Raw genomic sequence first — 25,766 nt, forward strand, 5'->3', positions numbered from 1 at the left:
CGTACGAATGGAAAGAGGTGCCCGGTCGCCTGTCGGGCGATCCGCCCGGCCGACTCCGTTTGCCGGTCGGAGACCTCGGTCTCATCGGTTCGGTCCCTGTTGGCAATTCTGTCCGGTAACTGACTGCGGGTCTGGCTACTCCGAGGGCTTACTCGCGGCCCTCATCGGAGTCGCGCGCTTCGACAAGAGCGATGCCTTTCAGCCGAGGACGCTGATGTAGCGGCGTGCCGCCTCCGAGCTGCCCTGAACGAGAGCCATCGCTTCGGCCAGGCGTTGCTTGCTCTGTTCGCCCCGGGCGATAGCTTCGGTGATCGTCGGATGACCCGTGCCGGCGGAGATGGCGCGTAGTCGGGCCAGCATCTGTTCGGTGTTCTCGGCGGCGGCCCGGATCTGGTTGATGGTGGCGTTGCCCTGTTCGGCGGCCTGCATCAGCGCCGCCTTGACTTCCTCGATGCTGGCCATGTCGCCCTCCGCCTGACGATCGCGCATTGAGTTCACGTTTGCGTGGTCGGACGGACACTATCGGAGATGAATGGGGCCACGCAGCCCCGCTGACTACAGGTATTCGGCTGCCGTGCGTTCCACGTCGGCGACGAACTCTTCAAGCTGCGTCTCGGTGAGATCGCGGTCCTGGAGCAGCTTGCCGAGGAACACGATTTGCATCTGGAGGGCAGTCTCAGGGCTGAGATTGTGGATCAGTCCGACCTCACCGAGGGCCGCGCGGACCAGGCCTTCCATCTCCAGGGCGGGCAGCGACTCCGCGCCTGGGAACTGGGTGCGCGTCTCGGCGACGAAGCGTGCGACGTCGGTGGGAGAGTGGGTGGCGGCGAAGCGGTCGTTGACCGCGATGGCGAAGGCAGCGCCGATCACCTGGTTCCCGCCGCGCCAGCCGGAGGACTCCAACCCATCCAGGAGTTGGTCCACCGTGCCCCAGTCACGTCGTGCCATCGCGCGGATCAGGTCGCTGAACTCGGTCCGTACGCTCACGATCTCGTAACCTCGCTATTCCCTTGCGGATCGATAAGACAGAGCGGTGGACGGCAATGCCCGCCACCAGCCCTACCACGACGAGGTGTCCCGCCGCATCCGGTGCTTCGTTGAGGAGACGTTGCCCTACCGTAGGGCCGGCCGTCGGGGTTGTGGTGCCGGGTTGTTGGGCCCCTGACGGGCCATGTGGACCTCGGATAATCGTGAACGCTTCCCGGGCCGCCGCCACCGACTTCTGGGTGTTGTCCTGGACGTCCTCGACCTTCCTGGTCATCGTACTCAGGAAGGAGGCGACGTTCTTCCGTGCGGACTCGCGCTCGGCCGTCTCGGCGAGCAAATCCTCACCGGACGGCGTGGCCGCGTCAGATGGCTCTGTGGTCGGTGCAGAGCCGGGGGCGATCGCCTTGGAGTAGGCGCCGATGCTGTCGGCCGCCTCGCTGATCAGGCGGGCAAGTTTGCCAGCCTTCTCGCTGGCGGTCCTGCTCTCTGCCACAGTGCCGACGAGTTCGGGGTGACTGCTGCCCTGCGCTGCCTGGGTGTAGTGCGCGTTGGCCTCTTCCGCGTCAGCCTGGGCGCGTCGCGCGACAACTGCGGCGCTGTGCAGAGCGTCGATGGCGCTTCGTAGCTGGGCGACGACGTCGCCGAGGCTTCCGCTCATCCGATGATGGCGAGGTAGGCGGCAGCGTGATCCTTAGCCGCCTTGATTCGGCGAAGCACCAACTCAACTTCGTTCGCAGCTTCGCGGAGAGCTTTGCGGGACTCCTGCGCCTCGCCGCGTTCACTGTCATGCAGGGTGGCGATTGCCAGTGCAGACGCGTCGGCGAGTCTGGCGTTGGCCTTCTCGACGCTCATCCGAGCGTTGTCGAGCGCTTGATCGCCCTTCCGGATCGTCACCTTGACATCGCCGATGGTCACCGTCGCACGTTAGCTGAGCCCGGTCGTCGAGCGCAGCCCCGGCGACGGGTGGGCGCCCCAGGTCGCCTGAAGCCCCCACCGTGGGCTCAGCGGGAGGTGCGGGTCTCTCGCACGAAGGTGGCCCAGGCGATAGGGGCGAAGGTCAGGGCCGGGCCGTGCGGATCCTTGCTGTCACGGACGGCGACGATGCCGGGCAGGTTGTCGGCAACCTCGACACACTCGCCGCCGTTGCCCGCGCTGCGGGTGCTCTTGCGCCAAGATGCGCCCGTTAGGTCAACCACGGTGGACCTCCCCGATGATCTTGTTGATTAGTTGGAACGATTGTCCCTCATCGAGGGCCAGTGACAGCAGGCTCGACCAGACCTTTTCATAGGCCGCGAACTCGTTGGGGCGGTCGAGATAGAGCGCGCCGGTAATCGCCTCGCTGTAGACCACCGGTGGCTCGGGCGTGGTCCGGTTCCCAGGCGGAAAGTCAAGGAGCACGAACTCTCCAGCGACGGTCCCCTGGTGCGGTCCAGCGATGAGGGGCAGCACGCGAATCGACACGTTCGGCAGCCGGGTCATAGTCAGCAGGTGGCTCAGTTGTCCCGCCATGGTGCCGGAATCGCTTACCGGCCGAAGGAGCACCGACTCGCAGAGCACCACTTGCATCTGCGGTGCTCGGGGCAGGCGGCGGGTCAGCAGGGACTGCCGTTGCAGGCGAAGCTCGACGGCGCGCTCCCGGTCGTCCTCGCTCATGTCGGGCTGATCGATGCGGTAGATGCCCCGGGCGTAGTCGCGGCTCTGCAGAATGCCCGGCACGAGGCTGTTCTTGTAGAACCGGAGTCTCGACGCTGCGGATTCGAGGCCGACGTACAGCTCGAACCATTCGGGGACGGCGTCGCCGTACGCGTGCCACCAGCCCTTCGCCCTGGTCTCGCCGGCCAGGGAGGTCAGCGCACGGGTCAGCTCGCCCGTCGCCCCGTACAGCTCACACATCGCTCGGACGTCGACCCCGCGCACCGAGCCGAGCCCGCTCTCGATCCGCCACACCTTCTGTCGGCTGCACTCCAGCGCCTCGGCGACCGCGTCCAGGGTCGCCCCCGCCTCGGTGCGCAGGTCACGTAGCGCCCGGCCGAGTTGCCGTCGGGGCACCGTCGAGCCCATGTCGTCGGCCACGCGGCTCTCCTTCCTGTTGGATTTTGCAACATCCCGACGGCCGTTCTGCAACAGGGGAATGTTGCCCACAATTAACGGAACAGGGTGAGTCGACATTCATTGCGATAGCGCCCCTGACCTTACAAGATAGGTCCGACAAAGGCGATGACGCGCAATTCCCGTCGGCCGCCGATTGTTAAACCAATCCGCCAGTGAGGAGAAGGCATGCGCGCGTTTCTTCGAACCGAGCCGACGGCCGTCCGATGAGCCCTCGCTGGGTGGCGCACCTGCCGTTCACCGCCGCCGACCTGCCGGCCGCCCAGCACTTCGCCGGCACTCTGGCCCGCTCTCTGACCTTCCTGTCCGAGGTGGACGCGGGCGAGACCACCGTGTCCGCCGAGGACGCTCAGGGCGTACGCCATCGGGTCTTCTGCGACCTGCCGCTCGACGGCGGCCGGCGGTGCGTGCGGCGCGTCGAGCACGACGGCGAATGCACTGCCCGGCGGTGTCGGTGACCGCCGCGCCCGTCGTCACCTGCCCCGACTGCGACGGGATGACCTTCACGCTGGACCCGTGCCGGTGCACCACCTACGGCGACCGGTTCCTCGCCGACGCCGACGTCCCCGCGCTGCCTCGGGAGGCGTACCGGGAGTGCGAGCAGTGTCGGGGCGCGGGCAGTGTCGCGTACCCCTGTTATCGCTGCGCGCGGCGCGGCCGGCGGCGGGCGCAGCTCGTGGTCACCGTCGCCAACCTGGACACCGGCGCGGTCGCGTCCCACCAGGTCGTGCCCGGCGGCCTCGACCCCCATCCCGACCCGGCGGGCCACTGGGTGGTCGACCTTGCTCCCCGGGTACGCGAACTCGCCGCCACCGTCGGCGCGGTCATGGACGACGCCGACGTGCCGTCGCTGTGGCTGGACCGGCAGTGGCGACCCGATCTGCCCGTCGCGCAGCGGCATGAACTGGAGGCCCACGCGATCCTGCGCGCCGATCACGCTCCCTGGCGGCTGGTGCTGGGACGGTCGAGCGCCGCGCCCGCCGTCGACCCGGCCGCCCGGCTGGCCCGGCTCTGTGCGCTGGCCGACCTGCTGCTGCTCGACCTGGTCGTCGAGGTCCGCCGGCAGGGCGCGGGGTTCGGGTGGGCCGTCCGCTACGAGGTGCCCGGCTCGTCGGTGCCACCCGGCTCGCCCGGCCCCTGGCAGGACCTGCCGGAAGCGCTGACGTGCACCGACGTTGGCGACGCGCTCACCGGTCTTGCCGAGCGTGGCTTGGCCGCCCCCGCCCGGCTGTTGCGCCCCGGCTCGCCGCGCCCACCCGTCGCGCCGACTGTGGACGTCGACCAGCTCGAACGCCGCATCCTCGCGGACTGCGTCGACGCGACAGACGGCGACGAACTGCCCGGCGCGCAAGCCCTCGGGCGTGACGGCCGCTGGTGGCACACCACGCTGCGCCCCGGTGAGCCGGTCGAGATTCTCGCGGAGCAGCCCACCGGGCAGGTGGTCCGCAGTGTGCGAGTGCCGCTGAGCCGCGGCTACGAACCACCCGACCCGTCCTGGCTGGGTGAACCCGTCGACTGGTGGCCCTGCCCGGACTGTCGACTGCACGACCGGCTACGGACCTGTGAGTGTCGGCTCGGCGATCGGCCTGCCGAATCCGACTGCCCGCACTGCTGGGGGGCCGGCCTGCGGCCCTCGGCCCTGCGCTGTTTCACCTGCGGCGGCACCAACCGCCTGCACCAAACCCTGCTGGTCACCGTCACCGACCTGCGGCACCGGGCGATGCACCTGACCTGGCGGGCCGGCACACCCGAGGTCGCGCCGCTGGTCGCCACCCAGCCCAACGGCCGGCCCGTCGTGCAGCTACCCGACCGCTACCGTCTCGGCTCCTGGTCGGCAGTCCTCGGCGCGCGGCCCGAGGACCTCCGCGACGCCGACGGCGGGCTCGACGTCGACCGGGACCTGCGCGACGGGTACGTCACCCTGCCCCGGGCCGGGGCCGACCCGGTCGGCGAGCACGTGCGCGGTGCCGGGCGCGGCACTGCCGCCGGCCGCTTGATCGTGGTGGCGGCGCCTCCCGACGCGCCGCCGCTGGTCGAGCTGCTGCGGCTCGCACTGGGCCTCGACCTGGCCCTCGTGGTGGCCGTGCGCGACCTGCGGCACCACAGTGGTGACCCGTTGCTGGCCGACGGCCTGCACTGGTCGGTCGAGGTGCAGCCGCGTGACGCTCCCGTGCGCCCCGACGGCCTGCCCTACCGGCCAAGCCTGGCTGCCGCTCTGGCCTGGTGCCGGGAATGCCTGACCGACGCCGTCGCCGGGGCCGCCCCGACCGACCCGGCGGTCCCGATCCCGGTGCCCTGGTCGGGGCCACGCGACCTTGTCGCCGACCCCGAGCCGGACCTGCTCCGGCTCGCCGCCCGGCACGCCGGGCAGGCGGTCACCGTGCGCTTCACCCGCGCCGGCTGCGCCGTGCACCGACACGACGACGACGGCGTACGCCTCCTCGCCGCAGGACCCAACCTGCGCGATCTCCGATTGGCCTGAAGGCCTGTCCGGCGCGTTGATCGACACGAGATCGCTGATATCGGGGTTTCCGGCCCGAGGGGACACCCCGATATCGGCGACGTCGTGTTGATCATGGGGCTGCCGCGGCCCCGGTGGTTACTCCGGGACGCGGCGGTAGGCGCCGTCGCTGGCCGAGGTGGCCATCGAGGCGTACGCGCGCAGCGCCGCCGACACCGGCCGCTGCCGGTCGGTAGGGGTGTACGGCTTGTCGCGCTTCTCCTCGGCGACGCGTCGCGCCTCCAGCTCGTCCTCCGCCACGTTGAGGGAGATCGACCGGCCCGGAATGTCGATGACGATCTCGTCGCCCTCGCGGACCAGGGCGATCAACCCGCCGGAGGCGGCCTCGGGGGAGGCGTGCCCGATGGAGAGGCCGGACGTGCCGCCGGAGAAGCGGCCGTCGGTGAGCAGCGCGCAGGAGCGGCCCAGCCCGCGACCCTTGAGGAACGAGGTGGGGTAGAGCATCTCCTGCATGCCGGGGCCGCCCTTCGGCCCCTCGTAGCGGATCACCACGACGTCGCCGGCGACGACCTGCTTGGCGAGGATCGCGGTCACCGCGTCGTCCTGCGACTCGTACACCTTGGCCGGGCCGCGGAAGGTCAGGCAGTCGTCCGGCACGCCGGCGGTCTTCACCACACAGCCTTCCGGGGCCAGGTTGCCGTGCAGGATGGCGAGACCGCCGTCGGCGGAGTATGCGTGCTCGCGGTCGCGGATGCAGCCCTCGGCCGCGTCGGTGTCCAGCGACGACCAGCGGTTTGTGGTGGAGAACGGTTCGACGGTGCGCACCCCGCCGGGTGCCGCGTGGAACAGCTCGACCGCTGTCGGCGTCGGTGAGCCGCCCCGCACGTCCCAGTCGGTGAGCCACTGGGCCAGCGAGGGGGAGTGCACGGCGTGCACGTCGCGGTTGAGCTGCCCGGCCCGGTCCAGTTCGCCGAGGATCGCCGGGATGCCACCGGCCCGGTGCACGTCCTCCATGTGGTACTTCGGGGAGTTCGGGGCGACCTTGGCGAGGCACGGCACCCGCCGGGAGATGGCGTCGATGTCGGCGACACCGAAGTCCAGTTCCGCCTCGCGGGCGGCGGCGAGCAGGTGCAGCACCGTGTTGGTGGAGCCGCCCATCGCCACGTCCAGGGCGACCGCGTTCTCGAAGGCGGCCTTGGAGGCGACGGTGCGGGGAAGCACCGAGTCGTCGTCGCCGTCGTACCACCGCTTGGAGATCTCGACGACGGTGCGGCCGGCCTCGACGAAGAGCGACCGGCGCGCGGCGTGGGTGGCGAGCGTCGAACCGTTGCCGGGCAGCGCGAGCCCGATCGCCTCGGTGAGGCAGTTCATCGAGTTGGCAGTGAACATCCCGGAGCAGGAGCCGCAGGTGGGGCAGGCGGAGCGTTCGATCTCGCCGAGCTGCTCGTCGGTGACCGCCTCGTTCGAGGAGGCGATCATCGCGTCGATCAGGTCGATCTTGCTGTGCACGACGCCCTCGATCGCCGTCGTCTTGCCGGCCTCCATGGGGCCGCCGGAGACGAAGACGGTAGGGATGTTGAGGCGCAGCGCGGCCAGCAACATGCCCGGGGTGATCTTGTCGCAGTTCGAGATGCAGACCAGGGCGTCGGCGCAGTGCGCGTTGACCATGTACTCCACCGCGTCGGCGATCAACTCCCGACTGGGCAGGGAGTAGAGCATGCCGCCGTGGCCCATGGCGATGCCGTCGTCGACAGCGATCGTGTTGAACTCCCGGCCGACGCCGCCGGCCTCGGCCACCGCGTCGGCGACCAGACCGCCCATGTCCTTCAGGTGGACGTGACCCGGCACGAACTGGGTGAAACTGTTGGCGATGGCGACGATCGGCTTGCCGAAATCGTCGTCGGTCATCCCGGTGGCCCGCCAGAGGGCCCGGGCGCCGGCCATCGTCCGACCGTGTGTGGAAGTCCTCGATCGCAGCTCAGGCATGCGTACCAGCATGACACCGCCGGCGCGTCGGGCATCCGGAGTATCCGCCGTGTCCCAACAGATGCACATCCGGTCTCCCACGGCGTGCGCTCATCCGGCACTCTTGATGGCGTGCATCTCCCCCCGGGCATGGTCGCCGTCGCGGCGCTGAGCGGCGTGGTCGCCGCCGCGGCGACCGTGCTGCTGACCATGGTCGCCCGGCGACGCAGCGGGCCGCGCCGGCCGGCGCACCTGCTGCTCGCGGCGGCCGCGGGGACGTCCCTGGCCAGTCTGCTGGTCGGGCTGGTGGCAGTGCTCTCGACGAGCGACCACTGGGTCCACGAGCAGGGGCAGCGCACCGGCTGGGCCACCGTGGCGGCGATCGGCACGGCGGTGAGCGGGCTGGCCTTCGCGGCCGGGCTGCTCCGGCTGCCGGGGGTCGCCGCCACCGCCGCGGGGACCGCCCGACTCGCCCTGGACGGTCTGACCATGGCGGCGGCGCTCTGGTTCGTCGGCTGGGTGTTCTTCTCGGAGCCGACCCGGCTGCTCGGCGCCGCCACCCCGATGGCCTGCCCGGCGATCCTGGTGGCGACGGTGAGCGCGGCGCTCGGTGCCGGCCTCGCCGTGATCGTCGTCTTCCGGGCCGCCGCCCCGCGCCAGCGGCTGGCCGTGCTCGCGGCCGGGATCAGCGCGGTGAGCTGCGGCGGGCTGGGCCTCAGCGCGGGGCTCTGCCAGGCGGGGCCGACCATGGCGCTCGCCGGCGCCGCGGTGCTGGCCGCCGGCCTGCTGACCGTCGGGCTCGCCGTCTACCAGGCCGACCGGCCCGGGCACGTCGAACTGGACCTGATCGGTCGCGACGGCGAGTACGCCATCGCCCCGATGCTGGCCATGGCGGCCTCGGCGATGTACCACCTGCTCCAGGACGGGCGGTTCACGGCCCCCGCCATCGTCGCCGGCAGCGTGGAGGGCTTCGCCCTGGTGGCCCGGCAGTACCTCACCCTCAAGGACGTCCGGGACTACGCCGGTCGGCTGGCCGAGCGGGAGGCGCACTTCCGCGAGCTGGCGCACACCGACCCGCTGACGTCGCTGGCCAACCGGCGAGGGCTGCTGCGGGCGCTGCACGACGGCGCCGCGGCCGGCACCCCGTGCGTCCTGCTCGGTCTGGACCTGGACGGCTTCAAGAACGTCAACGACATGCGGGGCCACGACGTGGGCGACGCCGTGCTGGCCGAGGTGGGCCGCCGGCTGCGCGGGAACCTGCGCCCGGGTGACGTGGCGGCGCGGCTCGGCGGCGACGAGTTCGCCGTGCTCATGCCGGCCCGGCCGGCCGAGGCGGACCGGGTGGCCGAGCGGCTGCTCGGCGTGCTCAACCGGCCGTACGACCAGCCCGAGGGCCCGGTCTTCCTGTCCGTGAGCATCGGCGTGGCCGGGTGGGCCGGCGAACCGGACGTGGAGCTGCTGCTGCGCCACGCCGACCTGGCGCTGCGCTACGCCAAGCAACGCGGCAAGAACCGGATCGAGCGTTACGACGCCGCGTACGACCAGTTGCTTCGTCGCCGCACCACGCTGGAGCACGAGTTGCGGGGTGCGATCGAGCGCGACGAGCTGCGGCTGGCCTTCCAGCCGGTGGCGTCGCTGCCGTCGGTGCGGCCGGTCGGCGCGGAGGCGCTGCTGCGCTGGCGCCACCCCGAGCTGGGCAACATCCGCCCGGACGAGTTCATCCCGCTCGCCGAGGAGTGCGGGATGATCGCCACCCTGGGGGCGTGGGTGCTGCACCAGGCCTGCTACCAGCTCTCCCGGTGGCTTGCCGACGGGCACGACGTCTGGGTCTCGGTGAACGTCTCGCCGCGCGAGCTGCACGCCCCGGAGTACGTGGTCCAGGTCGCCGAGGCGCTGCGCGCCCACCACGTGCCGCCGCAGCGGCTGGTGCTGGAGGTCACCGAGCACGCGGTCGCCACCGACCTGGACGAGCTGATCCGGCGGTTGACCGCGCTGCGGCTGACCGGCGTACGGATCGCGCTCGACGACTTCGGCGCCGGCTACTCGTCCCTGGGGCAGCTGCGCCGCCTGCCGATCGACATCCTGAAGATCGACCACAGCCTGGTCGCCGAGCACGAGCCGGTCCGCCCGGTGGGCCAGGACGGTCCGGCGTTCGCGCCGATGGTCGACATCGTCATGCGGCTGGGCCACCAGTTGGGCCTGGAGGTCATCGCCGAGGGGGTCACCACCCCTACCGAGTTGGCCGCTGTGGTGGCCGCGGGCTGCCGGTTCGGGCAGGGCGCGCTGTTCGGCTGGGGGGTGCCTGCCGAGCACCTGGAGGCGATGCTGGAGGCGGCCACCTCGCCCGGCGCGCGGCCCGCCCCACTGCCCGCTCCGCGCCGGGTTTCCGGCGGGTCCGGGCAGGTCATGCCGCCCGGTGACGGCGCGGCGCCGGCCGACTCGCCGCCCTCCGTCAACCAACATGTGGGATCAGTTGACTCATCGCGTGAGATGCGTCAGGCTTAGCCGCATGTCGTCGTACCGGTCGCTGCGAGTACTTACCTGAGCGCACTCTCCCTCATCGAGAGTGCGCTGGCCCCGTGCATCTGCACGAGGGCCGTTTTTATTGCCGTCGGAACCTGTCGCGACGGGCCCACGCCCGCCTCGCATCGCTGAACAAGCCCCAGCCACTCCAGCCGAAGGCCAGAACCGCCATGACGAGACCCACGCCCGAGACCCTCGCCCACACCGCCCGGCGGGCCCGCGCGACCGCCGACCCGGCCGGCGCCGTCGACCCCGCCGCCACGCGCCCCGCGGCCACCCCGGCCGCCCCGGCCGTACGGACAGCCGCCCCGGCCCAGGTCTCCGGCGCCGGCTCGCTGGTGCGGTCCCTTGAGGCGCTCGGCGTCGACGTCGTCTTCGGCATCCCGGGCGGTGCGATCCTGCCGGCGTACGACCCGCTCTACGACTCCACAGTCCGGCACATCCTGGTCCGCCACGAACAGGGCGCCGGGCACGCGGCGACCGGGTACGCGCAGGCCACCGGCAAGGTCGGCGTCTGCATCGCCACCTCCGGCCCGGGTGCGACAAACCTGGTCACGCCGATCGCCGACGCGTACATGGACTCGGTGGCGATGGTGGCGATCACCGGCCAGGTGGCCCGCCCCTCGATCGGCACGGACGCCTTCCAGGAGGCGGACATCCAGGGCATCACGCTGCCGATCACCAAGCACAACTTCCTCGTGCAGACCCCCGAGGAGATCCCGCAGGTGCTGGCCGAGGCGTTCCACCTGGCCAGCACCGGCCGGCCGGGCCCGGTGCTCGTCGACATCCCCAAGGACGTGCTCCAGGCGCCGACCACCTTCGCCTGGCCGCCCACGCTGGACCTGCCGGGCTACCGGCCCACCCTGCACCCGCACGGCAAGCAGATCCGCGAGGCGGCCCGACTGATGGCCGGCGCCCGCCGGCCGGTGCTCTACGTGGGTGGTGGGGTGCTCAAGGCCGGCGCCACCGAGGGGCTGCGCAAGCTCGCCGAACTGACAGGCATCCCGGTGACCACCACGCTGATGGCGCTCGGGGCGTTCCCCGACTCGCACCGGCAGCACCTGGGGATGCCCGGCATGCACGGCACCGTCGCGGCAAACTACGCCCTGCAGAAGGCCGATCTGATCGTCGCGTTGGGCGCACGGTTCGACGACCGGGTCACCGGCAAGCTCGACTCCTTCGCCCCGGACGCGGCAATCGTCCACGCCGACATCGACCCCGCCGAGATCGGCAAGAACCGGCACGCGGACGTCCCGATCGTCGGTGACGCCCGGCACGTCATCGACGAGCTGATCGCCGCTGTGGGCGTCGAGCGGTCGGCGGGACGCGGCACCGACCTGGGCGACTGGTGGACCCAGCTGGACGACCTGCGCACCCGCTACCCGCTGGGCTACGAGGAGCCGTCCGACGGCACCCTCTCCCCGCACTACGTGATCAAGCGGCTGGGTGAGATCGTCGGCTCGGACGCGATCTTCGTGGCGGGGGTGGGGCAGCACCAGATGTGGGCGTCCCAGTTCATCTCCTACGAGAAGCCGTACACCTGGTTGAACTCCGGCGGTCTCGGCACGATGGGTTACGCGGTGCCGGCGGCCATGGGCGCGAAGGTCGGCAAGCCGGACACTGTGGTCTGGGCGATCGACGGCGACGGCTGCTTCCAGATGACCAATCAGGAGTTGGCTACCTGCGCGTTGGAGGGCATCCCGGTCAAGATCGCCGTGATCAACAACGGCAATCTCGGCATGGTCCGGCAGTGGCAGACGCTGTTCTACAACGAGCGCTACTCCAACACCGAACTGGGCACCCACAAGCACCGCATCCCGGACTTCGTCAAGCTCGCCGAGGCGCTGGGCTGCGTCGGGCTGCGGTGCGAGACCGCCGACGACGTGGACAAGACCATCGCCGCCGCCATGGAGATCAACGACGCCCCCGTGGTGATCGACTTCGTGGTCGGCAAGGACGCCATGGTCTGGCCGATGGTCCCCGCCGGCACCAGCAACGACGAGATCATGTTCGCCCGCGGCGTCCGCCCGGTCTTCGACGAGGACGACATCTAGTCATGACCGAACTTTCCGAGCGCAGCGAGCGTCATGAGGGCATGACCGAGGAGACGCAGTGACGATGCACACCCTGTCCGTGCTGGTGGAGAACAAGCCGGGCGTGCTCGCCCGGGTCTCCGGTCTGTTCTCCCGGCGCGGGTTCAACATCGACAGCCTCGCCGTGGGCGAGACCGAGAACCCGGACGTCTCCCGCATCACCATCGTGGTCAACGCGGAGTCGTCCCCGCTGGAGCAGGTCACCAAGCAGCTCAACAAGCTTGTCAACGTGCTCAAGATCGTTGAACTGGATCCGCAGGTCTCGGTCGCCCGGGAGTTGCTGCTGGTGAAGGTCCGCGCCGACCGGGCCGCCCGGTCCCAGGTGCTGGAGACCGTCAACCTGTTCCGCGCCCGGGTGGTCGACGTCGCACCGGACACGCTGACCATCGAGGCCACCGGCACTCCCGACAAGCTCGACGCGCTGCTGCGCGACCTCGAGCCGTTCGGCATCAAGGAAATGGTCCAGTCCGGGTTGGTGGCGATCGGGCGCGGCTCGCGTTCGATCACCGCCGGTCCCGCGCTGCGGGCCGCCTGACCCATCCGCACAGACCACGACGGGCCACCGAGGCCGTCGTACGAAAGGGAAGTCTCATGAGCGTTGAGGTGTACTACGACGACGATGCCGACCTCGGCCTGATCCAGGCCAAGAAGGTCGCGGTGATCGGCTACGGCAGCCAGGGCCACGCCCACGCGCTGTCGCTGCGCGACTCCGGCGTCGACGTGGTGATCGGCCTGCCGGAGGGCTCGAAGAGCCGCCCCAAGGCCGAGGAGCAGGGCCTGCGGGTCGTCACGCCGGCGCAGGCCGCCGCCGAGGCCGATGTGATCATGGTGCTCGCGCCGGACACCGCCCAGCGCAGCCTGTACGCCGAGTCGATCGCCCCGAACCTCGCCCCGGGCAAGGCCATCTTCTTCGGCCACGGCTTCAACATCCGGTTCGGGCTCATCAAGCCGCCGGCCGAGGTGGACGTGGCGATGGTCGCGCCGAAGGGCCCCGGCCACCTGGTCCGCCGCCAGTACGTCGACGGCAAGGGTGTGCCCTGCCTGGTCGCCGTCGAGCAGGACGCCAGCGGCAACGCGCTCGCGCTGGCCCTCGCGTACGCCAAGGGGATCGGCGGCACCCGTGCCGGCGCGATCCGGACCACCTTCACCGAGGAGACCGAGACCGACCTCTTCGGCGAGCAGGCGGTGCTCTGCGGCGGCGCGGCGGCCCTGGTGCAGACCGGCTTCGAGGTGCTCACCGAGGCGGGTTACGCCCCCGAGGTGGCCTACTTCGAGTGCCTGCACGAGCTGAAGCTCATCGTCGACCTCATGTACGAGGGCGGCATCGCGAAGATGCGGTACAGCATCTCCGACACCGCCGAGTACGGCGACCTGTCCCGTGGTCCGCGCATCATCGACTCCCGCGTCAAGGACGAGATGCGCAAGATCCTCGGTGAGATCCAGTCCGGCGAGTTCGCCCGCGAGTGGGTCGCCGAGGACGAGGCGGGCCGGCCGAACTTCAAGAAGTGGCAGGCCGAGGGTGCGGCCCACCCGATCGAGGAGACCGGCAAGAAGCTGCGCGGCATGATGAGCTGGGTCGACCGCCCGATCACCGAGACCGCCTGACCGTCCGCACCAGAACGGTCCACCGACGGCCGGTGACCCAGCGCTCTCCCCAGCGCGGGTCGTCGGCCGTCGGCCGTAGCGCCCCCGCGTCAGCGGTCTTCGATCGCCTCGGCCTCACCGGCCGCCCAGGCGGCCCTCTCGTACCGGCCGAGGTCCTTGAGGATGCCGGCGTACGTGCGCAGCGCGACGACCAACCGACGCTGGTATCGAGCGGGGTCCTGCTCGGCCAGCCAGCGATAGTGCCCGACCGCCTCCTCGGCGGCCGTCACGGCTGCCTCCGACTCGCCGAGCCCCGCATGGCATCTGGCGATCACGAACAGGAGGGTGCCGAGCGCGGGTCGGAATCGCAGTGGTTCCCAACGGCTCGTGAAGGTCAGATCCTCGCGGGCACCACTGGTGAGCGCCAGCGCTTCGGCCCACCGACGATGGGCGGCGAGGGAGTCCGCCAGCCCGGTCACCGCATCGAGTCGGGCGGGTAGATACTTCAGCCGGGTCCAGCCGGGAAGCTGCCGAAACAGCTCGACCGCCTCCTCCCGTACGACGAGGGCCTCGGCCGGCTCGCCCAGCACCGCCTGGCAGTGACCCAGCACGATGAGGGACCGGGCCAGCGCCGTCCGCTCACCGGCATCGAGCGGCGCGCACCGGAGCAAGGTCTCCCTGGCCTGCTCGGCCAGCGGCAGCGCATCGTGTGGAGCGTCGGCGTAGAGCTGTCTGGCCATCATCAGCTGAGCCGAGGCCAGGACGACGAGGCCGTTCCGGTCGGTCGTGTTCTCGACGTACCCGATCGCCTCCCGGCCCTGCGCGAGCGCGGAGGCGACGGTCCGGTCGTCGGGGACCGATCCCTGCGCGACGAGCGCCCGCGCGAGCCCCACCTCGTGCCGGCCCGGTCGGGTCTGGACGAGCCGCCGGTAGAGCGCGACCGCCTCGTCCGCGGCGGCGGTGCGCCGGGGGACGAAGCTGCGTCGGATTTTCACCTGTTGGGACCGGGTGACCAACGCCTCGGCAAGCTTCGGGCCGAACCGCGCGGGATCGACGCGGGTCAGCTGTCGGAGCAGCGTGCTGCGCACGGCGAGCAACAAGAGCGGTTCCTCCCGAAGGGGCTGTGCCTCCCGTTCTAGCGGAGGCGAGCAACCGTTTCGGCGGGGTGAACGGCTGATGTCCGTCGCTCGACCGGGCGTGTGAGGGCCCTCACCCCGCAGACCAGAACACGCCAGCCAGCGCGGCCCCTACGATCGCCTGTAGGTGCGCTGAGCCGGCACCTGACGGCCACGGCACGGATCAGCGCGGGGCGCAGTGCGGCGCCCCGCCGCCCGGGCCGATCGCAAACACGACCTCTACGAGGACCGATGAATCCTGTCGTACTGATCGCCGAAGAACTCGCCCCCGCCGCCATCGAGGTGCTCGCTCACGACTTCGACGTTCGTCACGTCGACGGCACCGACCGCCCGGCCCTGCTCTCGGCGCTCTCCGAGGCCGACGCCGTCATCGTGCGCAGCGCGACCCAGATCGACGCCGAGGCGGTCGCCGCCGCGCCGCGACTCAAGGTGGTCGCCCGCGCGGGCGTCGGACTCGACAACGTCGAGGTGCCGGCGGCCACCGCGCGGGGCGTGATGGTCGTCAACGCACCCACCTCGAACATCGTCTCCGCCGCCGAGCAGGCCGTCGCACTGCTGCTCGCCGTGGCCCGCAACACCGCGAGCGCCAGCGCCGCCCTCAAGGCGGGGGAGTGGAAGCGGTCCAAGTACACGGGCGTCGAGGTGCAGGGCAAGACCGTCGGCGTGGTCGGTCTCGGCCGCATCGGGGTGCTCTTCGCGCAACGCATCGCCGCGTTCGGCACCCGGCTGATCGCGTACGACCCGTACATCCAGCCGGCCCGTGCGGCGCAGCTCGGGGTCCGCCTGGTGGGGCTGGAGGAGCTGCTGCGCGAGAGCGACTTCATCTCCATCCACCTGCCGAAGACCCCGGAGACGGTGGGCCTGATCGGTGAGAAGGAGCTGGCGATCGTCAAGCCCGGCGTCCGCATCGTGAACGCCGCCCGCGGTGGTCTGGTGGACGAGCAGGCGCTCGCGAACGCCATCGCCGAGGGCCGGGTCGCCGGCGCCGGCGTCGACGTCTACTCGAAGGAGCCCTGCACCTCCTCGCCGCTGTTCGCCTTCGACAACGTGGTGGCCACCCCGCACCTGGGCGCCTCCACCCACGAGGCGCAGGACAAGGCCGGCCTGGCCGTGGCCAAGAGCGTGAAGCTGGCGTTGCAGGGCGAGTTCGTCCCGGACGCGGTGAACGTGCAGGCCGGCGGCGTGGTCGCCGAGGACGTCCGGCCGCTGCTTCCGTTGGCCGAGAAGCTGGGCCGGGCCTTCACCGCCGTCGCCGGTGGGGTGGCCGCCAGCGTCGCCGTGGAGGTGCGTGGCGCGATCGTGGGCCACGACGTGTCGGTGCTCAAGCTCGCCGCGACGAAGGGCCTGTTCAGCTCGGTGGTGGAGGAGCAGGTCACCTACGTGAACGCTCCGCACCTGGCCGCCGAGCGCGGCGTGGAGGTCACGCTTGACAGCCTGGCCGAGACGGCGGACCAGCCCACCCTGGTCACGGTGCGCGGCGCTCTGCCGGACGGCCGGACCGTGAGCGTCTCCGGGACGGTCACCCACTCCGGCGCCCGCGACGTCCCCCGCCTGACCGAGGTGGACGGGTTCGACGTGGAGATCGCCGCGGAGGGGATCCTGCTCTTCCTGCGCTACGCCGACCGGCCGGGCGTCGTCGGCACCGTCGGCACGCTGCTCGGCGAGTCGGGCATCAACATCGCCGCGATGCAGGTGGCCCGGCGTGAGGCGGGCGGCGAGACCCTGATGACGCTCACCGTCGACCAGGCGCTCGGCGCCGACCTGCTCACCTCGGCGGCCGACTCGATCGGCGCGACCGCCGCCAGCGCGGCGGACCTGCGCGACGAGTAGGCGGCGGTAGCGCCACCGACCGAGGTGGCGCGGACGGCACCACCACGGGGGGCCCGGCGACACGCCGGGCCCCTCTGTCGTACGCCGCCAGGGCCGTGGATGCCGGCCCAGCCGCCTCGGGTCAGTGGGGCAGCCGGGCGGGGGGCGGGTAGACCGAGCCGTCCTGCGGGTCGAAGAGCATCAGCCCGTGCTCCCCGGCCAGTCGCTCGATGTCCAGCAGCACCTGGTCCGCGCAGGTCGGGTGCAGGTTCAGCTCGACGTGGTCGTGCGCGGCGTGCAGCGGCGCCACGGCCCACGGGCTGTCCGGGCCGGGGTGTCGGTCCGGATAGGACGCGGTGATCGCCCGGTAGAAGCCGACAACGCGCGGGTCCGGGTAACGGTCCACGTGCCGCCCCTGCCGGCAACCGTCGACCGCTGCCCGCACGTCCTCGGGCGTCGCCCTGTCCTCCAGGGCCCACACACTCAGATCGAAACTCACGGCGGACAGCGTGCCATCCGTCGTTCACCATGTCGAAACTGCCTCGCCGCAGGCCAATCGCCGACCTTTCACGCTTCGGTCGGGAGGGTCCGCTGTGGAGACTCTTGCGTCGAGTTGCGTCGATTCGCTAGCGTACGACTGCGGTTACTGGCCGCAGGTCGCGGCGCCGGCCCGTCTTCGGGTGGCGCGGCCGACGTCCGGCCCGACCGGTCCCGCACCCCTCGATTGTGCGAGCCACGCGCACTCGTCGCTGACCGGCCCCCACGGCCGTTGCCGAGGCCGTGGGGGCCGATCGCAATCCGGCTGGTGCGACGCGTTGGACGGATCTCACGTGCGACTACGTGGCCGGCCGTCCGGCTATGATCTGCGGCCGTGACGAGCGCTCGGTTCTCGGACGGCGATACCCGTCAGAGCGGTCGATGGGTTGCCGAACTGCGGCGACAGGCGATGCCTCGACGGACGGTGGGACCGATGAGGCTCCTCGCGACCGTGGTGGCGGTGCTCGTGTTGGCGGGCTGTTCGACTGATCCAACCGGCCCACCTGCTTCGCCGGACTCGTCGGTGTCCACGGGAACCGTCGAGCCGCGATCCACGAGCGGGCTGGGTCCGGCTGGTGGCCGGCAGCCCGGTACGCCGGGCCCGGTAAGCGACGACGAGGCGCAACGCCGACGCCTCGCGGCGACGGCGGCCCTCCTCAAGAGCAAACCGGGAGTCCTCGGAATCCTGGTACGGGACCGGCGTACCGGCGAGCTCTGGAGGGCGGGAACCACCGACCATCCGGTCTGGACGGCCTCCACCATCAAGCTCGCGATGGCCGTCGGGCTGCTGGAGCGCTCCCGTGCGGGTGAGATCACGCTCGACGCCACCGCGCGTCGACAGATCGCCGACATGCTGAGGGTCTCCTCCGACGACGCGGCTACCGCTCTGTGGAACCGCTACGGCCGCGACAAACAGCTCGAACGCTTCCAGCGGCGCTACGGCATGACGGGGCTACGCACCGTCGCCGGGTACACGCGCTTCTGGGGCCACCTCAAGTGCACGGCAGATGATCTACAGCGGCTGATGTCGTACGTGCTGGATGACCTCAACCCGACCGACCGTGCCTATCTCGTCGGCGCGATGCGCTCGGTCGGCTCGATCCAACATTGGGGTGTCTGGGCGGCCGGCGCCGACAAGCGACCCGGCACCAAGGACGGCTGGTCGATCGAGCCGGATCCGGGTGGCGAGCACTGGGTCACCAACACGGTGGGCTTCGCCGGCGACGACCAACGCTACGTCGTCGCCGTGATGTACCAACTTCCACCCGGCAAGGGGATCGACGTAGGGGTACACGCGGTGAGCGATCTGGTCGCCACCGTCTTCGGGGCGCGGACCCCGGCGCGGGTCACCGTGCCGGATCCCAGCACCGGGCGCTAGCGGGACAGCGTTCAGCGCCGGTGGGCGAAGAGCGCGCGATAGTCGGAGCCACCACGGAACCAGGCCAGGCCGGTGGGCCCGGCGGCGTAGAGCGCGGTGGCGTACGCGTCGGCGACCGTCAGGTCCGGGCCGACGACTGTCGCGGCGATGAGTTGGTTGGCCGGCTCGCCGGTGTGCGGGTCGACCACGTGCCCCTGCCGCCCGGTCACCCCGGAGGTGCCGACGGCTCCGGCGGTCATCTCCAGCACCAGTGGTGCGCGCTCGGGTGCCGTCGGGTGGTGCACCGCCACCCGCCACGGCCCGCCGTGCGGGGCGCGGCCGCGGACCACCAGGTCGGCACCGGCGAGTACGGCGTAGTCGTGGATGCCCGCGGCGCGCAGCCGGGCGGCGGCACGTTCCACGGCCCAGCCGCCCAGCAGGCCACCCGGGTCGAAGCCGCCGGGCACCGCCCAGGCGTCGAACCAGCCGTCGGTGGCGGCGCGCATGGCCGTGCAGCGGTCCACCAGGTCGGCCAGCGGAGGGTACGACTCGGGGCTGATCTCTCCCCGCCGCAGCATGGAGACCAGGCTCTCCGGGCGGTTCGGGCCGTAGGTCAGGTCCACGGCGCGCAGCTCGGCGACGCTGTCCCGCAGGGCCTCGCCGACGCCCCGGCGGCCGAGCCGATCGGGAGCGTTGAGCAGCAGGGTGTATTCGGCGGTCGCGGTGCGTACGGTGTGCTGCACGGCGATCCGGCCGTCGGTGGCGGCGGTCGGGTCGATCCGGTGCCGTCGGCTGCCGAGTCGCAGGTCGGGCCGGCGGCTCCGGAACGCCGAAGGGTCGGGCCAGCGGGTCCGCGGCTGCTCGTCGATGCGCATGGCACCTGCCCCCTCGCAGTTGACGTCGCGTCCTCACGACCACCGTTCGCGGGCCCCCTGACCCGCTGCCCCCACCGTAGGCAGCGCAGATGATCGCCCCATGAATCCCAGCTGAGAGGGTGCTGTGTATTCTCCTGTCCCAAATGCTGGAAGCATCGTACCGGGTTGCGGGACACCGACGTACCGTGGGCGGGACGGGGCAGTCGAGCGTGGGGAGTACGGGCGTGGCGCGGATCGCGGTGGTGGCCGGAGACGGCATCGGGCCCGAGGTGGTCGCGCAGGCTCGCAAGGTCCTCGATGCGGTGCTCCCCGGCGTGCAGGCCACCGAATACGATCTCGGCGCCGCCCGCTGGCATCGTACCGGCGAGGTGCTTCCGGACTCGGTGCTGACCGAGCTGGCCGGACACGACGCGATCCTGCTCGGCGCGGTGGGCGACCCCACGGTGCCGCCGGGCGTCCTGGAGCGCGGCCTGCTGCTCAAGCTCCGGTTCGCCTTCGACCAGTACGTCAACCTGCGCCCCTCGCGGCTCTGGCCCGGCGTCGCCGGTCCGCTGGGCAACGTGAAGCCCGGCGAGGTCGACCTGGTGGTGGTGCGCGAGGGCACCGAGGGCCTCTACGCCGGCGCCGGCGGCTCCCTGCACCGGGACACCCCCGCCGAGGTCGCCACCGAGGAGAGCCTCAACACCCGCCACGGCGTGGAGCGGGTCATCCGCGACGCGTTCGCCCGCGCGGACCGCCGGGAGCGGCGCAAGGTCACCCTCGTGCACAAGACAAACGTGCTGACCCACGCCGGGTCGCTGTGGGCGCGCGCCTTCGCGGCGGTCGCCGCCGAGCACCCGGACGTCACGACGGAATACCAGCACGTCGACGCGGCCGCGATGTTCCTGGTGACCCAGCCGCAGCGCTACGACGTGGTGGTCACCGACAACCTGTTCGGGGACATCCTCACCGACATCGCCGCCGCGGTCACCGGCGGGATCGGGCTGGCCGCCAGCGGGTGCATCAACCCCGAGGGCGCGTACCCCTCGATGTTCGAGCCGGTGCACGGCTCGGCGCCGGACATCGCCGGGCAGGGCGTCGCCGACCCGGTGGCCGCGGTGCTCTCCGTCGCACTGCTGCTGGAGCAGCTCGGGCACGCCGACGCGGCGGCCCGGGTCAACGCGGCGGTCGCCGCCGAACTGGCCGGCCGCACCCCGGGCGCGGCGCTGCGCACCGACGAGGTCGGCGACCGGCTCGCCGCCCACTCCGTAGCCTGACCGCTTTCGACCCTCAGGGGCCGGAGCGGCATCCGCCTGTCCGGGCAGTCCACCCGGTCCCGAGCGGCGCTACCTTCTGAACGACCGTTCGGGGTAAGTTTCTGGCACAACCACGTCGGTGTGCGATCCCGCATGCCGTTGTCCCCCAGGGAGGTCAGCGCGATGAGCGGTGGTGACAAGCTCGACTTCGAGATCCGTCCGAATCCCGCGCCGGTATCCGTCGCCGACCGGGCCGCCCTGCTGGCCAACCCGGGTTTCGGCCGCGTCTTCACCGACCACATGGTCACCATCCGGTACGCCGACGGCAAGGGCTGGTACGACGCCCGGGTGGAGGCGCGTGCGCCGATCCCGATGGACCCGGCCAGCGCGGTGCTGCACTACGCGCAGGAGATCTTCGAGGGGTTGAAGGCGTACCGGACCGCCGACGGCGGCGTGACGATGTTCCGGCCGGACGCCAACGCCGCCCGGTTCGTCGACTCGGCGCAGCGGATGGCGATGCCGGCGCTGCCGCCGGAGGTGTTCGTCGACTCGCTGCACAAGCTGATCGAGATCGACCGGGAGTGGATCCCGGCCGGCGAGGACGGCAGCCTCTACCTGCGGCCGTTCATGTTCGCCAGCGAGGTCTTCCTCGGCGTCCGCCCGGCCAGCGAATACCTCTACATGGTGATCGCCTCGCCGGTCGGCGCGTACTTCAGCGGCGGGGTCAAGCCGGTCACGGTCTGGGTCTCTCCGGACTACACCCGGGCGGCGCCCGGTGGCACCGGCGCGGCCAAGTGCGGCGGCAACTACGCGACGTCGCTGGCGGCCCAGGCGGAGGCCATCGACGCCGGCTGCGACCAGGTGGTCTTCCTCGACGCGGTGGAGCGCCGCTTCGTCGACGAACTGGGCGGCATGAACGTCTTCTTCGTCTACGACGACGACACGGTGGTCACCCCGCCGCTGACCGGCACGATCCTGCCCGGCATCACCCGGGACGCGATCATCACGCTGGCCGGCAAGGCCGGGCTCCGGGTCGAGGAGCGGCCGGTCAGCTTCGCCGACTGGCAGGCCGACGCGGCAAGCGGCAGGCTGCGCGAGGTCTTCGCCTGCGGCACCGCCGCGGTGATCACCCCGATCGGTGGGGTGCGCTTCCCCGACGGCGAGTTCCTGGTCGGCGGCGGCGAGCCCGGCCGGGTCACCATGTCGCTGCGCCAGCAGCTCGTCGACATCCAGCGGGGCAAGGCGGCCGACCCGCACGGTTGGGTGCACCAGGTTCTGTGAGGTCCGCGTGCTGACCGGCCCGTCCGCACGGGCCGGTCAGCACTGCTCAGCCTTCGGCGAGCAGGTGGTCGCGCAGGGCCGCGAGCTGCTCGTCGGTCACCCCGGCGTGGCGCAGGTACGCCTCGATCGAGCCGTGCCCCGCGCGCAACTCGTCCAGGAACATCTGCATGGCCTCGGCGGGTGAGGCCAGGAACGGCGCGGGCACCTCGGCCGCGTCCGGCATGGTCTCGGCCAGCCAGGCGCTGAACCGGGCCGACGCCTCCGTGCTGAGCGCGTAGTCGGCGGTGATGTCGGCGTCGTCGACGCCCAGGACGGCGAGGGTGAGGGCGCAGACGATGCCGGTGCGGTCCTTGCCGGCCACGCAGTGCACCACGACCGGGGCGTTCGCGGAGTCCGCGATCAGCCCGATCGCCTCGGCCAGCCCGCCGGTGCCGGTCTGGGCCAGGTCGGCGTACCTGTCGGCGAGGTAGCGGGCCAGGTCGGTGCCCTCCTCGTGCGGCGTGCCCGACCAGTCCTCGTGCTCCGGGTGGATGTGCCGGTAGGTCAGCCCCTGGTACGCCGGCACCCGACCGTCGCGTTCGACCTCGGTGGGGCGGCGCAGGTCGATGACGGTGCGAACGCCGATCGCGGCGAACGCGTCCCGGTCCTGCTCGTCCAGGCGGTGCAGGGAGTCGGAGCGGAAGAGGCGGCCCCGGCGCACGGTGCGGCCGTCGTGGCCGAGGTAGCCACCGACGTCGCGGAAGTTGAAGGTCGCGGGCAGCGGGATGTGTCGGTTCTCGTCGATGGCGTCCACGTTGACACCGTAACGGCCGGTGCGGCGTTGCCCCACCGGCCGTCGGTGTGCGATCGGTTACCGCGCCGTCCCGGGCGGGAGCGCGCCGTACGTCTCGTCGTAGTAGCCGCCCAGCTGGTCCCGGTACGCCGGGTCGCTGTGGCTGGTCTCGTCGTACTCCGGGGCGGCCTTGATCTGGTCCCGGGTGCGGTCGACGGAGACGGTGCGCTGGTCGTGGTCGACCTGGTTGACCGTGCCGGCGGGCAGCATCACCTTCTTGCCGAAGATCCACGGCCCGGTGTCCACGACCAGGTAGCTGCCGCCGACCTCGTGGCTGGCGTCGTCGATCTTGCCGACTCCGCCGTCGGTGGCCTCGACCTTGTAGCCGACCAGGTCGGCGTCTGCCACTCCGGCCGCGTCCCGGTAGCGCCACGGGTCGAAGGTGCCACTCGGCGCGCCGCCCGCCACGGTGCCCTGGTCACCGCCGTGCAGCGGGTCGGGCCCGGCGTGGGCGGCGTGCGGGTCGATCCTGTCCATGCCGTTCACTCCTGACTGTCGCCGATCGTCTCGGCGGCGCTGGGTGCGTCCCCGCAGGAGCTACCCGGCGGTCGGGGGCCGGAAACGGCGACGGGCCGACGCCACGTCGTGGCACGGCGGCGGGGCGTGCCTGGCTCAGGCCAGTGCCGCCTCGGCGTCCAGGGTGACGGCCGCGGCGTGCACCACGGCGGAGATGCGCAGGGCCTCGTGCACCTGCTCCGGGGTGAAGCCTCTGCCGCGCAACGCCTTCTCGTGCGCCTCCAGGCAGACCCCGCAGCCGGTGATCGCGGAGATGGCGAGGCACCACAGCTTGAAGTCGCCCTTGTCGACCCCCGGCCGGGCGACGATCTGCATCCGCAGCCGGGCCGGCATCGAGGCGTACTGCTCGTCGCCGATCAGGTGCTTGGCCCGGTAGTAGATGTTGTTCATCGCCATGATGGCCGCGGCGCCCTTGGCCGCCTCGACGCCCTCGGCCCCGAGGTGCTTGACCGCCTCGGCGGCGATCTCCCGCAGCACCAGCGGGTTGCGGGCGGTGACCGCGCAGGCCAGCGCCGTGCCCCACGCCTGGGTCGGGGTCAGCGTCGACGCGCCGACGGTGGAGCCCAGGTTGAGCTTGATGTCCCTGGCGTACTCGGGCAGGGCCGCCTCGATCGCATCCAGGCCCACGGTGTCCTCCTTGAGAGCGGCACGAGAGCCATCAACGGGAGCGGCGCGGGCCGCCGTCACCATCTCGCGATGTGGATAGTTTCTCCCAAACCGGGGGAGCGGTGGCAGAGTGAACGCCGTGACCAGCACCACCCTGATTATTGCGACCTAGCGCGCCGGCTCTCCCTCCGCCGAGCGCGCAGACCTCCCGCATCCGCGGGAGGTCTTTTTGTTGCTCCGAGAAAGGATCCTGATGACGTTCCAGGTCTTCGACACGACACTGCGCGACGGCGCCCAGCGCGAGGGGCTCACCTACTCGGTGGTCGACAAGCTCGCGGTGGCCCGGCTGCTCGACGAGTTCGGTGTCGGCTTCATCGAGGGTGGCTGGCCGGGCGCGGTGCCCAAGGACACCGAGTTCTTCCGCCGGGCGCGCGCCGAACTGACCCTGCGGCACGCGGTGCTCGTCGCGTTCGGCGCCACCCGCAAGGCCGGCGTCGCGGTCGCCGACGACCCCCAGGTGCGCGCTCTGCTGGACGCGCAGACCCCGGCCGTCGCGCTTGTCGCCAAGGCCGACATCCGCCACGTCGAGCGCGCGTTGCGCACCACGGGCGCGGAGAACCTGGCGATGATCCACGACACCGTCAGCCACCTGGTCGCCGAGGGGCGCCGCGTGTTCGTCGACGGCGAGCACTTCTTCGACGGCTACCGCCACGACCCGGCGTACGGCGCGGCAGTGGTGCAGACCGCGCTCGCCGCGGGCGCCGAGCGGATGGTCCTGTGCGACACCAACGGCGGCATGCTGCCGTCGCAGGTGACCGCCGCGATCGTCGACCTGACCAACCGACTCGGCGTCGACCCGGCGCTGTTCGGCATGCACGCCCAGAACGACACCGCGTGCGCGGTGGCCAACACGATCGCCGCCGTCGAGGCGGGCGTCCGCCACGTGCAGGGCACCGCCAACGGGTACGGCGAACGCCCCGGCAACGCCGACATCTTCGCGGTCGTCGCCAACCTCCAGCTCAAGCTCGGCATGCCCGTCCTACCGGAGGGCTGCCTGGCGCAGATGGTGCGGGTCTCGCACGCCATCGCCGAGATCGCCAACATCGCCCCCGACACCCACCAGGCGTACGCCGGGGCTGCCGCCTTCGCCCACAAGGCCGGGCTGCACGCGAGCGCGATCAAGGTCGACCCGTTGCTCTACAACCACGTGGACCCGTCGGTGGTGGGCAACGACATGCGGATCCTGATCACCGAGATGGCCGGCCGAGCCAGCGTCGAGCTCAAGAGCCGTGAACTCGGCCTGGACCTGGCCGATCGCCCGGAGACGCTGACCCGGGTCACCAATCGGGTCAAGGAGTTGGAGGCCGGTGGCTGGTCCTTCGAGGCGGCGGACGCCTCCTTCGAGCTGCTGGTCCGCTCCGAGCTGCCCGAGGGCGGTCCGGCCCGGCCGTTCACCCTGGAGTCGTACCGGGTGCAGGTCGAGCACCGGGAGGACGGCGCTGTCGTCTCCGAGGCGACCGTCAAGATCCGGGTACGCGGCGAGCGCGTGATCGCCACCGCGGAGGGCAACGGCCCGGTCAACGCGCTGGACGAGGCGCTGCGGGTGGGCCTGGCCCGGCACTATCCGCAGCTGCGGGAGTTCGAGCTGGCCGACTACAAGGTGCGGATCCTGGAGGGCAGCCACGGCACCGGCGCCGTCACCCGGGTCCTGTTGGAGACCTCCGACGGCGCCGGCCGCGACTGGACCACCGTGGGCGTCCACCCGAACGTCGTCGAGGCCAGCTGGCACGCCCTGGTCGACGCCCTCACCTACGGCCTGGCCCCCGCCCCGGTCTCGACACCAACCCCCTGACCTCTGCC

Annotated in this window: 24 protein-coding genes; 11 read left to right on the forward strand and 13 right to left on the reverse strand. The window is 71.5% G+C overall.

Annotated elements, in window-relative coordinates; genetic code table 11:
• Positions 1–198: 198 nt before the first annotated feature.
• The 6 genes from ACLQ26_RS09900 to ACLQ26_RS09925 form a co-directional block, all read right to left on the reverse strand.
• Entirely contained in the window at positions 199–489 is a 291-nt protein-coding gene (locus ACLQ26_RS09900) for a hypothetical protein (RefSeq protein WP_425744149.1), read from the reverse strand.
• A gap of 66 nt (positions 490–555) precedes the next feature.
• Positions 556–948, reverse strand: coding sequence for a hypothetical protein (locus ACLQ26_RS09905; protein ID WP_425744150.1), 393 nt, complete (start codon positions 946–948; stop codon positions 556–558).
• Positions 935–1,645 carry a hypothetical protein gene (locus ACLQ26_RS09910; protein WP_425744151.1) on the reverse strand — a complete coding sequence of 237 codons (711 nt, stop codon included), beginning with the start codon at positions 1,643–1,645 and terminating at the stop codon, positions 935–937. Before ACLQ26_RS09910 ends, ACLQ26_RS09905 begins: the two co-directional genes overlap by 14 nt.
• Positions 1,642–1,902, reverse strand: a complete 261-nt coding sequence (locus ACLQ26_RS09915) for a hypothetical protein (RefSeq protein WP_425744152.1) — start codon at positions 1,900–1,902, stop codon at positions 1,642–1,644. The genes ACLQ26_RS09910 and ACLQ26_RS09915 overlap by 4 nt, the downstream gene beginning before the upstream one ends.
• 86 nt (positions 1,903–1,988) lie before the next feature.
• A complete protein-coding gene (locus ACLQ26_RS09920) occupies positions 1,989–2,183 on the reverse strand; it encodes a DUF397 domain-containing protein (protein WP_425744153.1) in 195 nt (64 codons plus the stop codon).
• Positions 2,176–3,060, reverse strand: a complete 885-nt coding sequence (locus tag ACLQ26_RS09925; RefSeq protein WP_425744154.1) for a helix-turn-helix domain-containing protein — start codon at positions 3,058–3,060, stop codon at positions 2,176–2,178. The genes ACLQ26_RS09920 and ACLQ26_RS09925 overlap by 8 nt, the downstream gene beginning before the upstream one ends.
• A 242-nt stretch (positions 3,061–3,302) precedes the next feature.
• Between ACLQ26_RS09925 and ACLQ26_RS09930 the strand changes: the two genes are divergently transcribed.
• Positions 3,303–3,554: a hypothetical protein gene (locus tag ACLQ26_RS09930; protein WP_425744155.1), complete on the forward strand. Its 252-nt coding sequence runs from the start codon at positions 3,303–3,305 to the stop codon at positions 3,552–3,554.
• Positions 3,545–5,578 (forward strand): hypothetical protein, encoded by a 2,034-nt coding sequence (locus tag ACLQ26_RS09935; RefSeq protein ID WP_425744156.1) that lies wholly within the window; start codon positions 3,545–3,547, stop codon positions 5,576–5,578. Before ACLQ26_RS09930 ends, ACLQ26_RS09935 begins: the two co-directional genes overlap by 10 nt.
• A 117-nt stretch (positions 5,579–5,695) precedes the next feature.
• Here ACLQ26_RS09935 and ilvD read toward each other — a convergent pair whose 3' ends face one another.
• Positions 5,696–7,543, reverse strand: a complete 1,848-nt coding sequence (gene ilvD, locus ACLQ26_RS09940) for a dihydroxy-acid dehydratase (protein ID WP_425744157.1) — start codon at positions 7,541–7,543, stop codon at positions 5,696–5,698.
• Positions 7,544–7,672: 129 nt separating this feature from the next.
• Between ilvD and ACLQ26_RS09945 the strand changes: the two genes are divergently transcribed.
• The 4 genes from ACLQ26_RS09945 (at position 7,673) to ilvC (ending at position 13,743) form a co-directional block, all read left to right on the forward strand.
• Entirely contained in the window at positions 7,673–10,027 is a 2,355-nt protein-coding gene (locus ACLQ26_RS09945; RefSeq protein WP_425744400.1) for a putative bifunctional diguanylate cyclase/phosphodiesterase, read from the forward strand.
• 188 nt (positions 10,028–10,215) lie between these two features.
• Positions 10,216–12,099, forward strand: coding sequence for an acetolactate synthase large subunit (locus tag ACLQ26_RS09950; protein WP_425744158.1), 1,884 nt, complete (start codon positions 10,216–10,218; stop codon positions 12,097–12,099).
• A 58-nt stretch (positions 12,100–12,157) separates the two neighbouring features.
• Positions 12,158–12,673 carry an acetolactate synthase small subunit gene (ilvN, locus tag ACLQ26_RS09955; RefSeq protein WP_007456364.1) on the forward strand — a complete coding sequence of 172 codons (516 nt, stop codon included), beginning with the start codon at positions 12,158–12,160 and terminating at the stop codon, positions 12,671–12,673.
• 56 nt (positions 12,674–12,729) lie between these two features.
• On the forward strand, positions 12,730–13,743 hold the full coding sequence (gene ilvC / locus ACLQ26_RS09960) for a ketol-acid reductoisomerase (protein ID WP_425744159.1): 1,014 nt from the start codon (positions 12,730–12,732) through the stop codon (positions 13,741–13,743).
• Positions 13,744–13,832: 89 nt separating this feature from the next.
• On the opposite strand, the gene ACLQ26_RS09965 is transcribed toward ilvC, so the two are convergent.
• A complete protein-coding gene (locus ACLQ26_RS09965; protein ID WP_425744160.1) occupies positions 13,833–14,822 on the reverse strand; it encodes a hypothetical protein in 990 nt (329 codons plus the stop codon).
• 267 nt (positions 14,823–15,089) lie between these two features.
• Here ACLQ26_RS09965 and serA point away from each other — a divergent pair, with 267 nt between their 5' ends.
• Positions 15,090–16,688: a phosphoglycerate dehydrogenase gene (gene serA, locus ACLQ26_RS09970; RefSeq protein ID WP_425744161.1), complete on the forward strand. Its 1,599-nt coding sequence runs from the start codon at positions 15,090–15,092 to the stop codon at positions 16,686–16,688.
• A gap of 121 nt (positions 16,689–16,809) precedes the next feature.
• Here serA and ACLQ26_RS09975 read toward each other — a convergent pair whose 3' ends face one another.
• Positions 16,810–17,166 carry a hypothetical protein gene (locus ACLQ26_RS09975; protein WP_425744162.1) on the reverse strand — a complete coding sequence of 119 codons (357 nt, stop codon included), beginning with the start codon at positions 17,164–17,166 and terminating at the stop codon, positions 16,810–16,812.
• Positions 17,167–17,727: 561 nt separating this feature from the next.
• On the opposite strand from ACLQ26_RS09975, the gene ACLQ26_RS09980 reads away from it, so the two are divergent.
• Entirely contained in the window at positions 17,728–18,582 is an 855-nt protein-coding gene (locus ACLQ26_RS09980) for a hypothetical protein (RefSeq protein ID WP_425744163.1), read from the forward strand.
• Positions 18,583–18,593: 11 nt separating this feature from the next.
• Here the strand turns inward: ACLQ26_RS09980 and ACLQ26_RS09985 are convergent, their stop codons facing one another.
• Positions 18,594–19,436, reverse strand: a complete 843-nt coding sequence (locus tag ACLQ26_RS09985; RefSeq protein WP_425744164.1) for an FAD:protein FMN transferase — start codon at positions 19,434–19,436, stop codon at positions 18,594–18,596.
• A gap of 224 nt (positions 19,437–19,660) precedes the next feature.
• Here ACLQ26_RS09985 and ACLQ26_RS09990 point away from each other — a divergent pair, with 224 nt between their 5' ends.
• Positions 19,661–20,692: a 3-isopropylmalate dehydrogenase gene (locus tag ACLQ26_RS09990; protein ID WP_363679309.1), complete on the forward strand. Its 1,032-nt coding sequence runs from the start codon at positions 19,661–19,663 to the stop codon at positions 20,690–20,692.
• Positions 20,693–20,854: 162 nt separating this feature from the next.
• On the forward strand, positions 20,855–21,952 hold the full coding sequence (locus tag ACLQ26_RS09995; protein ID WP_425744165.1) for a branched-chain amino acid aminotransferase: 1,098 nt from the start codon (positions 20,855–20,857) through the stop codon (positions 21,950–21,952).
• A 46-nt stretch (positions 21,953–21,998) separates the two neighbouring features.
• Here the strand turns inward: ACLQ26_RS09995 and ACLQ26_RS10000 are convergent, their stop codons facing one another.
• From ACLQ26_RS10000 to ACLQ26_RS10010, 3 genes are all read right to left on the reverse strand, one after another.
• Entirely contained in the window at positions 21,999–22,781 is a 783-nt protein-coding gene (locus ACLQ26_RS10000) for a tyrosine-protein phosphatase (RefSeq protein WP_425744166.1), read from the reverse strand.
• A gap of 21 nt (positions 22,782–22,802) precedes the next feature.
• On the reverse strand, positions 22,803–23,261 hold the full coding sequence (locus ACLQ26_RS10005) for a PRC-barrel domain-containing protein (RefSeq protein WP_425744167.1): 459 nt from the start codon (positions 23,259–23,261) through the stop codon (positions 22,803–22,805).
• A 135-nt stretch (positions 23,262–23,396) separates the two neighbouring features.
• The gene (locus tag ACLQ26_RS10010; protein WP_425744168.1) at positions 23,397–23,927 is read right to left on the reverse strand and encodes a carboxymuconolactone decarboxylase family protein; all 531 of its coding nucleotides are present in this window, start codon (positions 23,925–23,927) and stop codon (positions 23,397–23,399) included.
• A 232-nt stretch (positions 23,928–24,159) separates the two neighbouring features.
• On the opposite strand from ACLQ26_RS10010, the gene cimA reads away from it, so the two are divergent.
• A complete protein-coding gene (gene cimA / locus ACLQ26_RS10015) occupies positions 24,160–25,758 on the forward strand; it encodes a citramalate synthase (RefSeq protein ID WP_425744169.1) in 1,599 nt (532 codons plus the stop codon).
• The last annotated feature ends 8 nt before the right edge of the window (positions 25,759–25,766 follow it).

This window comes from Micromonospora sp. DT43 (genome assembly GCF_049841645.1).
Lineage (GTDB): Bacteria > Actinomycetota > Actinomycetes > Mycobacteriales > Micromonosporaceae > Micromonospora.

What these genes read in the sequence shown, in the direction of transcription:
- cimA (WP_425744169.1), top strand. Translation starts at nt 24,160, where the DNA reads ATGACGTTCCAGGTCTTCGACACGACACTGCGCGACGGCGCCCAGCGC.
- ACLQ26_RS09945 (WP_425744400.1), top strand. Translation starts at nt 7,673, where the DNA reads ATGGTCGCCGTCGCGGCGCTGAGCGGCGTGGTCGCCGCCGCGGCGACC.
- ACLQ26_RS09930 (WP_425744155.1), top strand. Translation starts at nt 3,303, where the DNA reads ATGAGCCCTCGCTGGGTGGCGCACCTGCCGTTCACCGCCGCCGACCTG.
- ACLQ26_RS09900 (WP_425744149.1), bottom strand. Translation starts at nt 489, where the DNA reads ATGCGCGATCGTCAGGCGGAGGGCGACATGGCCAGCATCGAGGAAGTC.
- ilvD (WP_425744157.1), bottom strand. Translation starts at nt 7,543, where the DNA reads ATGCCTGAGCTGCGATCGAGGACTTCCACACACGGTCGGACGATGGCC.
- ACLQ26_RS09905 (WP_425744150.1), bottom strand. Translation starts at nt 948, where the DNA reads ATGGCACGACGTGACTGGGGCACGGTGGACCAACTCCTGGATGGGTTG.
- ACLQ26_RS09950 (WP_425744158.1), top strand. Translation starts at nt 10,216, where the DNA reads ATGACGAGACCCACGCCCGAGACCCTCGCCCACACCGCCCGGCGGGCC.
- ilvC (WP_425744159.1), top strand. Translation starts at nt 12,730, where the DNA reads ATGAGCGTTGAGGTGTACTACGACGACGATGCCGACCTCGGCCTGATC.
- ACLQ26_RS09995 (WP_425744165.1), top strand. Translation starts at nt 20,855, where the DNA reads ATGAGCGGTGGTGACAAGCTCGACTTCGAGATCCGTCCGAATCCCGCG.
- ACLQ26_RS09910 (WP_425744151.1), bottom strand. Translation starts at nt 1,645, where the DNA reads ATGAGCGGAAGCCTCGGCGACGTCGTCGCCCAGCTACGAAGCGCCATC.
- ACLQ26_RS09985 (WP_425744164.1), bottom strand. Translation starts at nt 19,436, where the DNA reads ATGCGCATCGACGAGCAGCCGCGGACCCGCTGGCCCGACCCTTCGGCG.
- serA (WP_425744161.1), top strand. Translation starts at nt 15,090, where the DNA reads ATGAATCCTGTCGTACTGATCGCCGAAGAACTCGCCCCCGCCGCCATC.
- ACLQ26_RS10005 (WP_425744167.1), bottom strand. Translation starts at nt 23,261, where the DNA reads ATGGACAGGATCGACCCGCACGCCGCCCACGCCGGGCCCGACCCGCTG.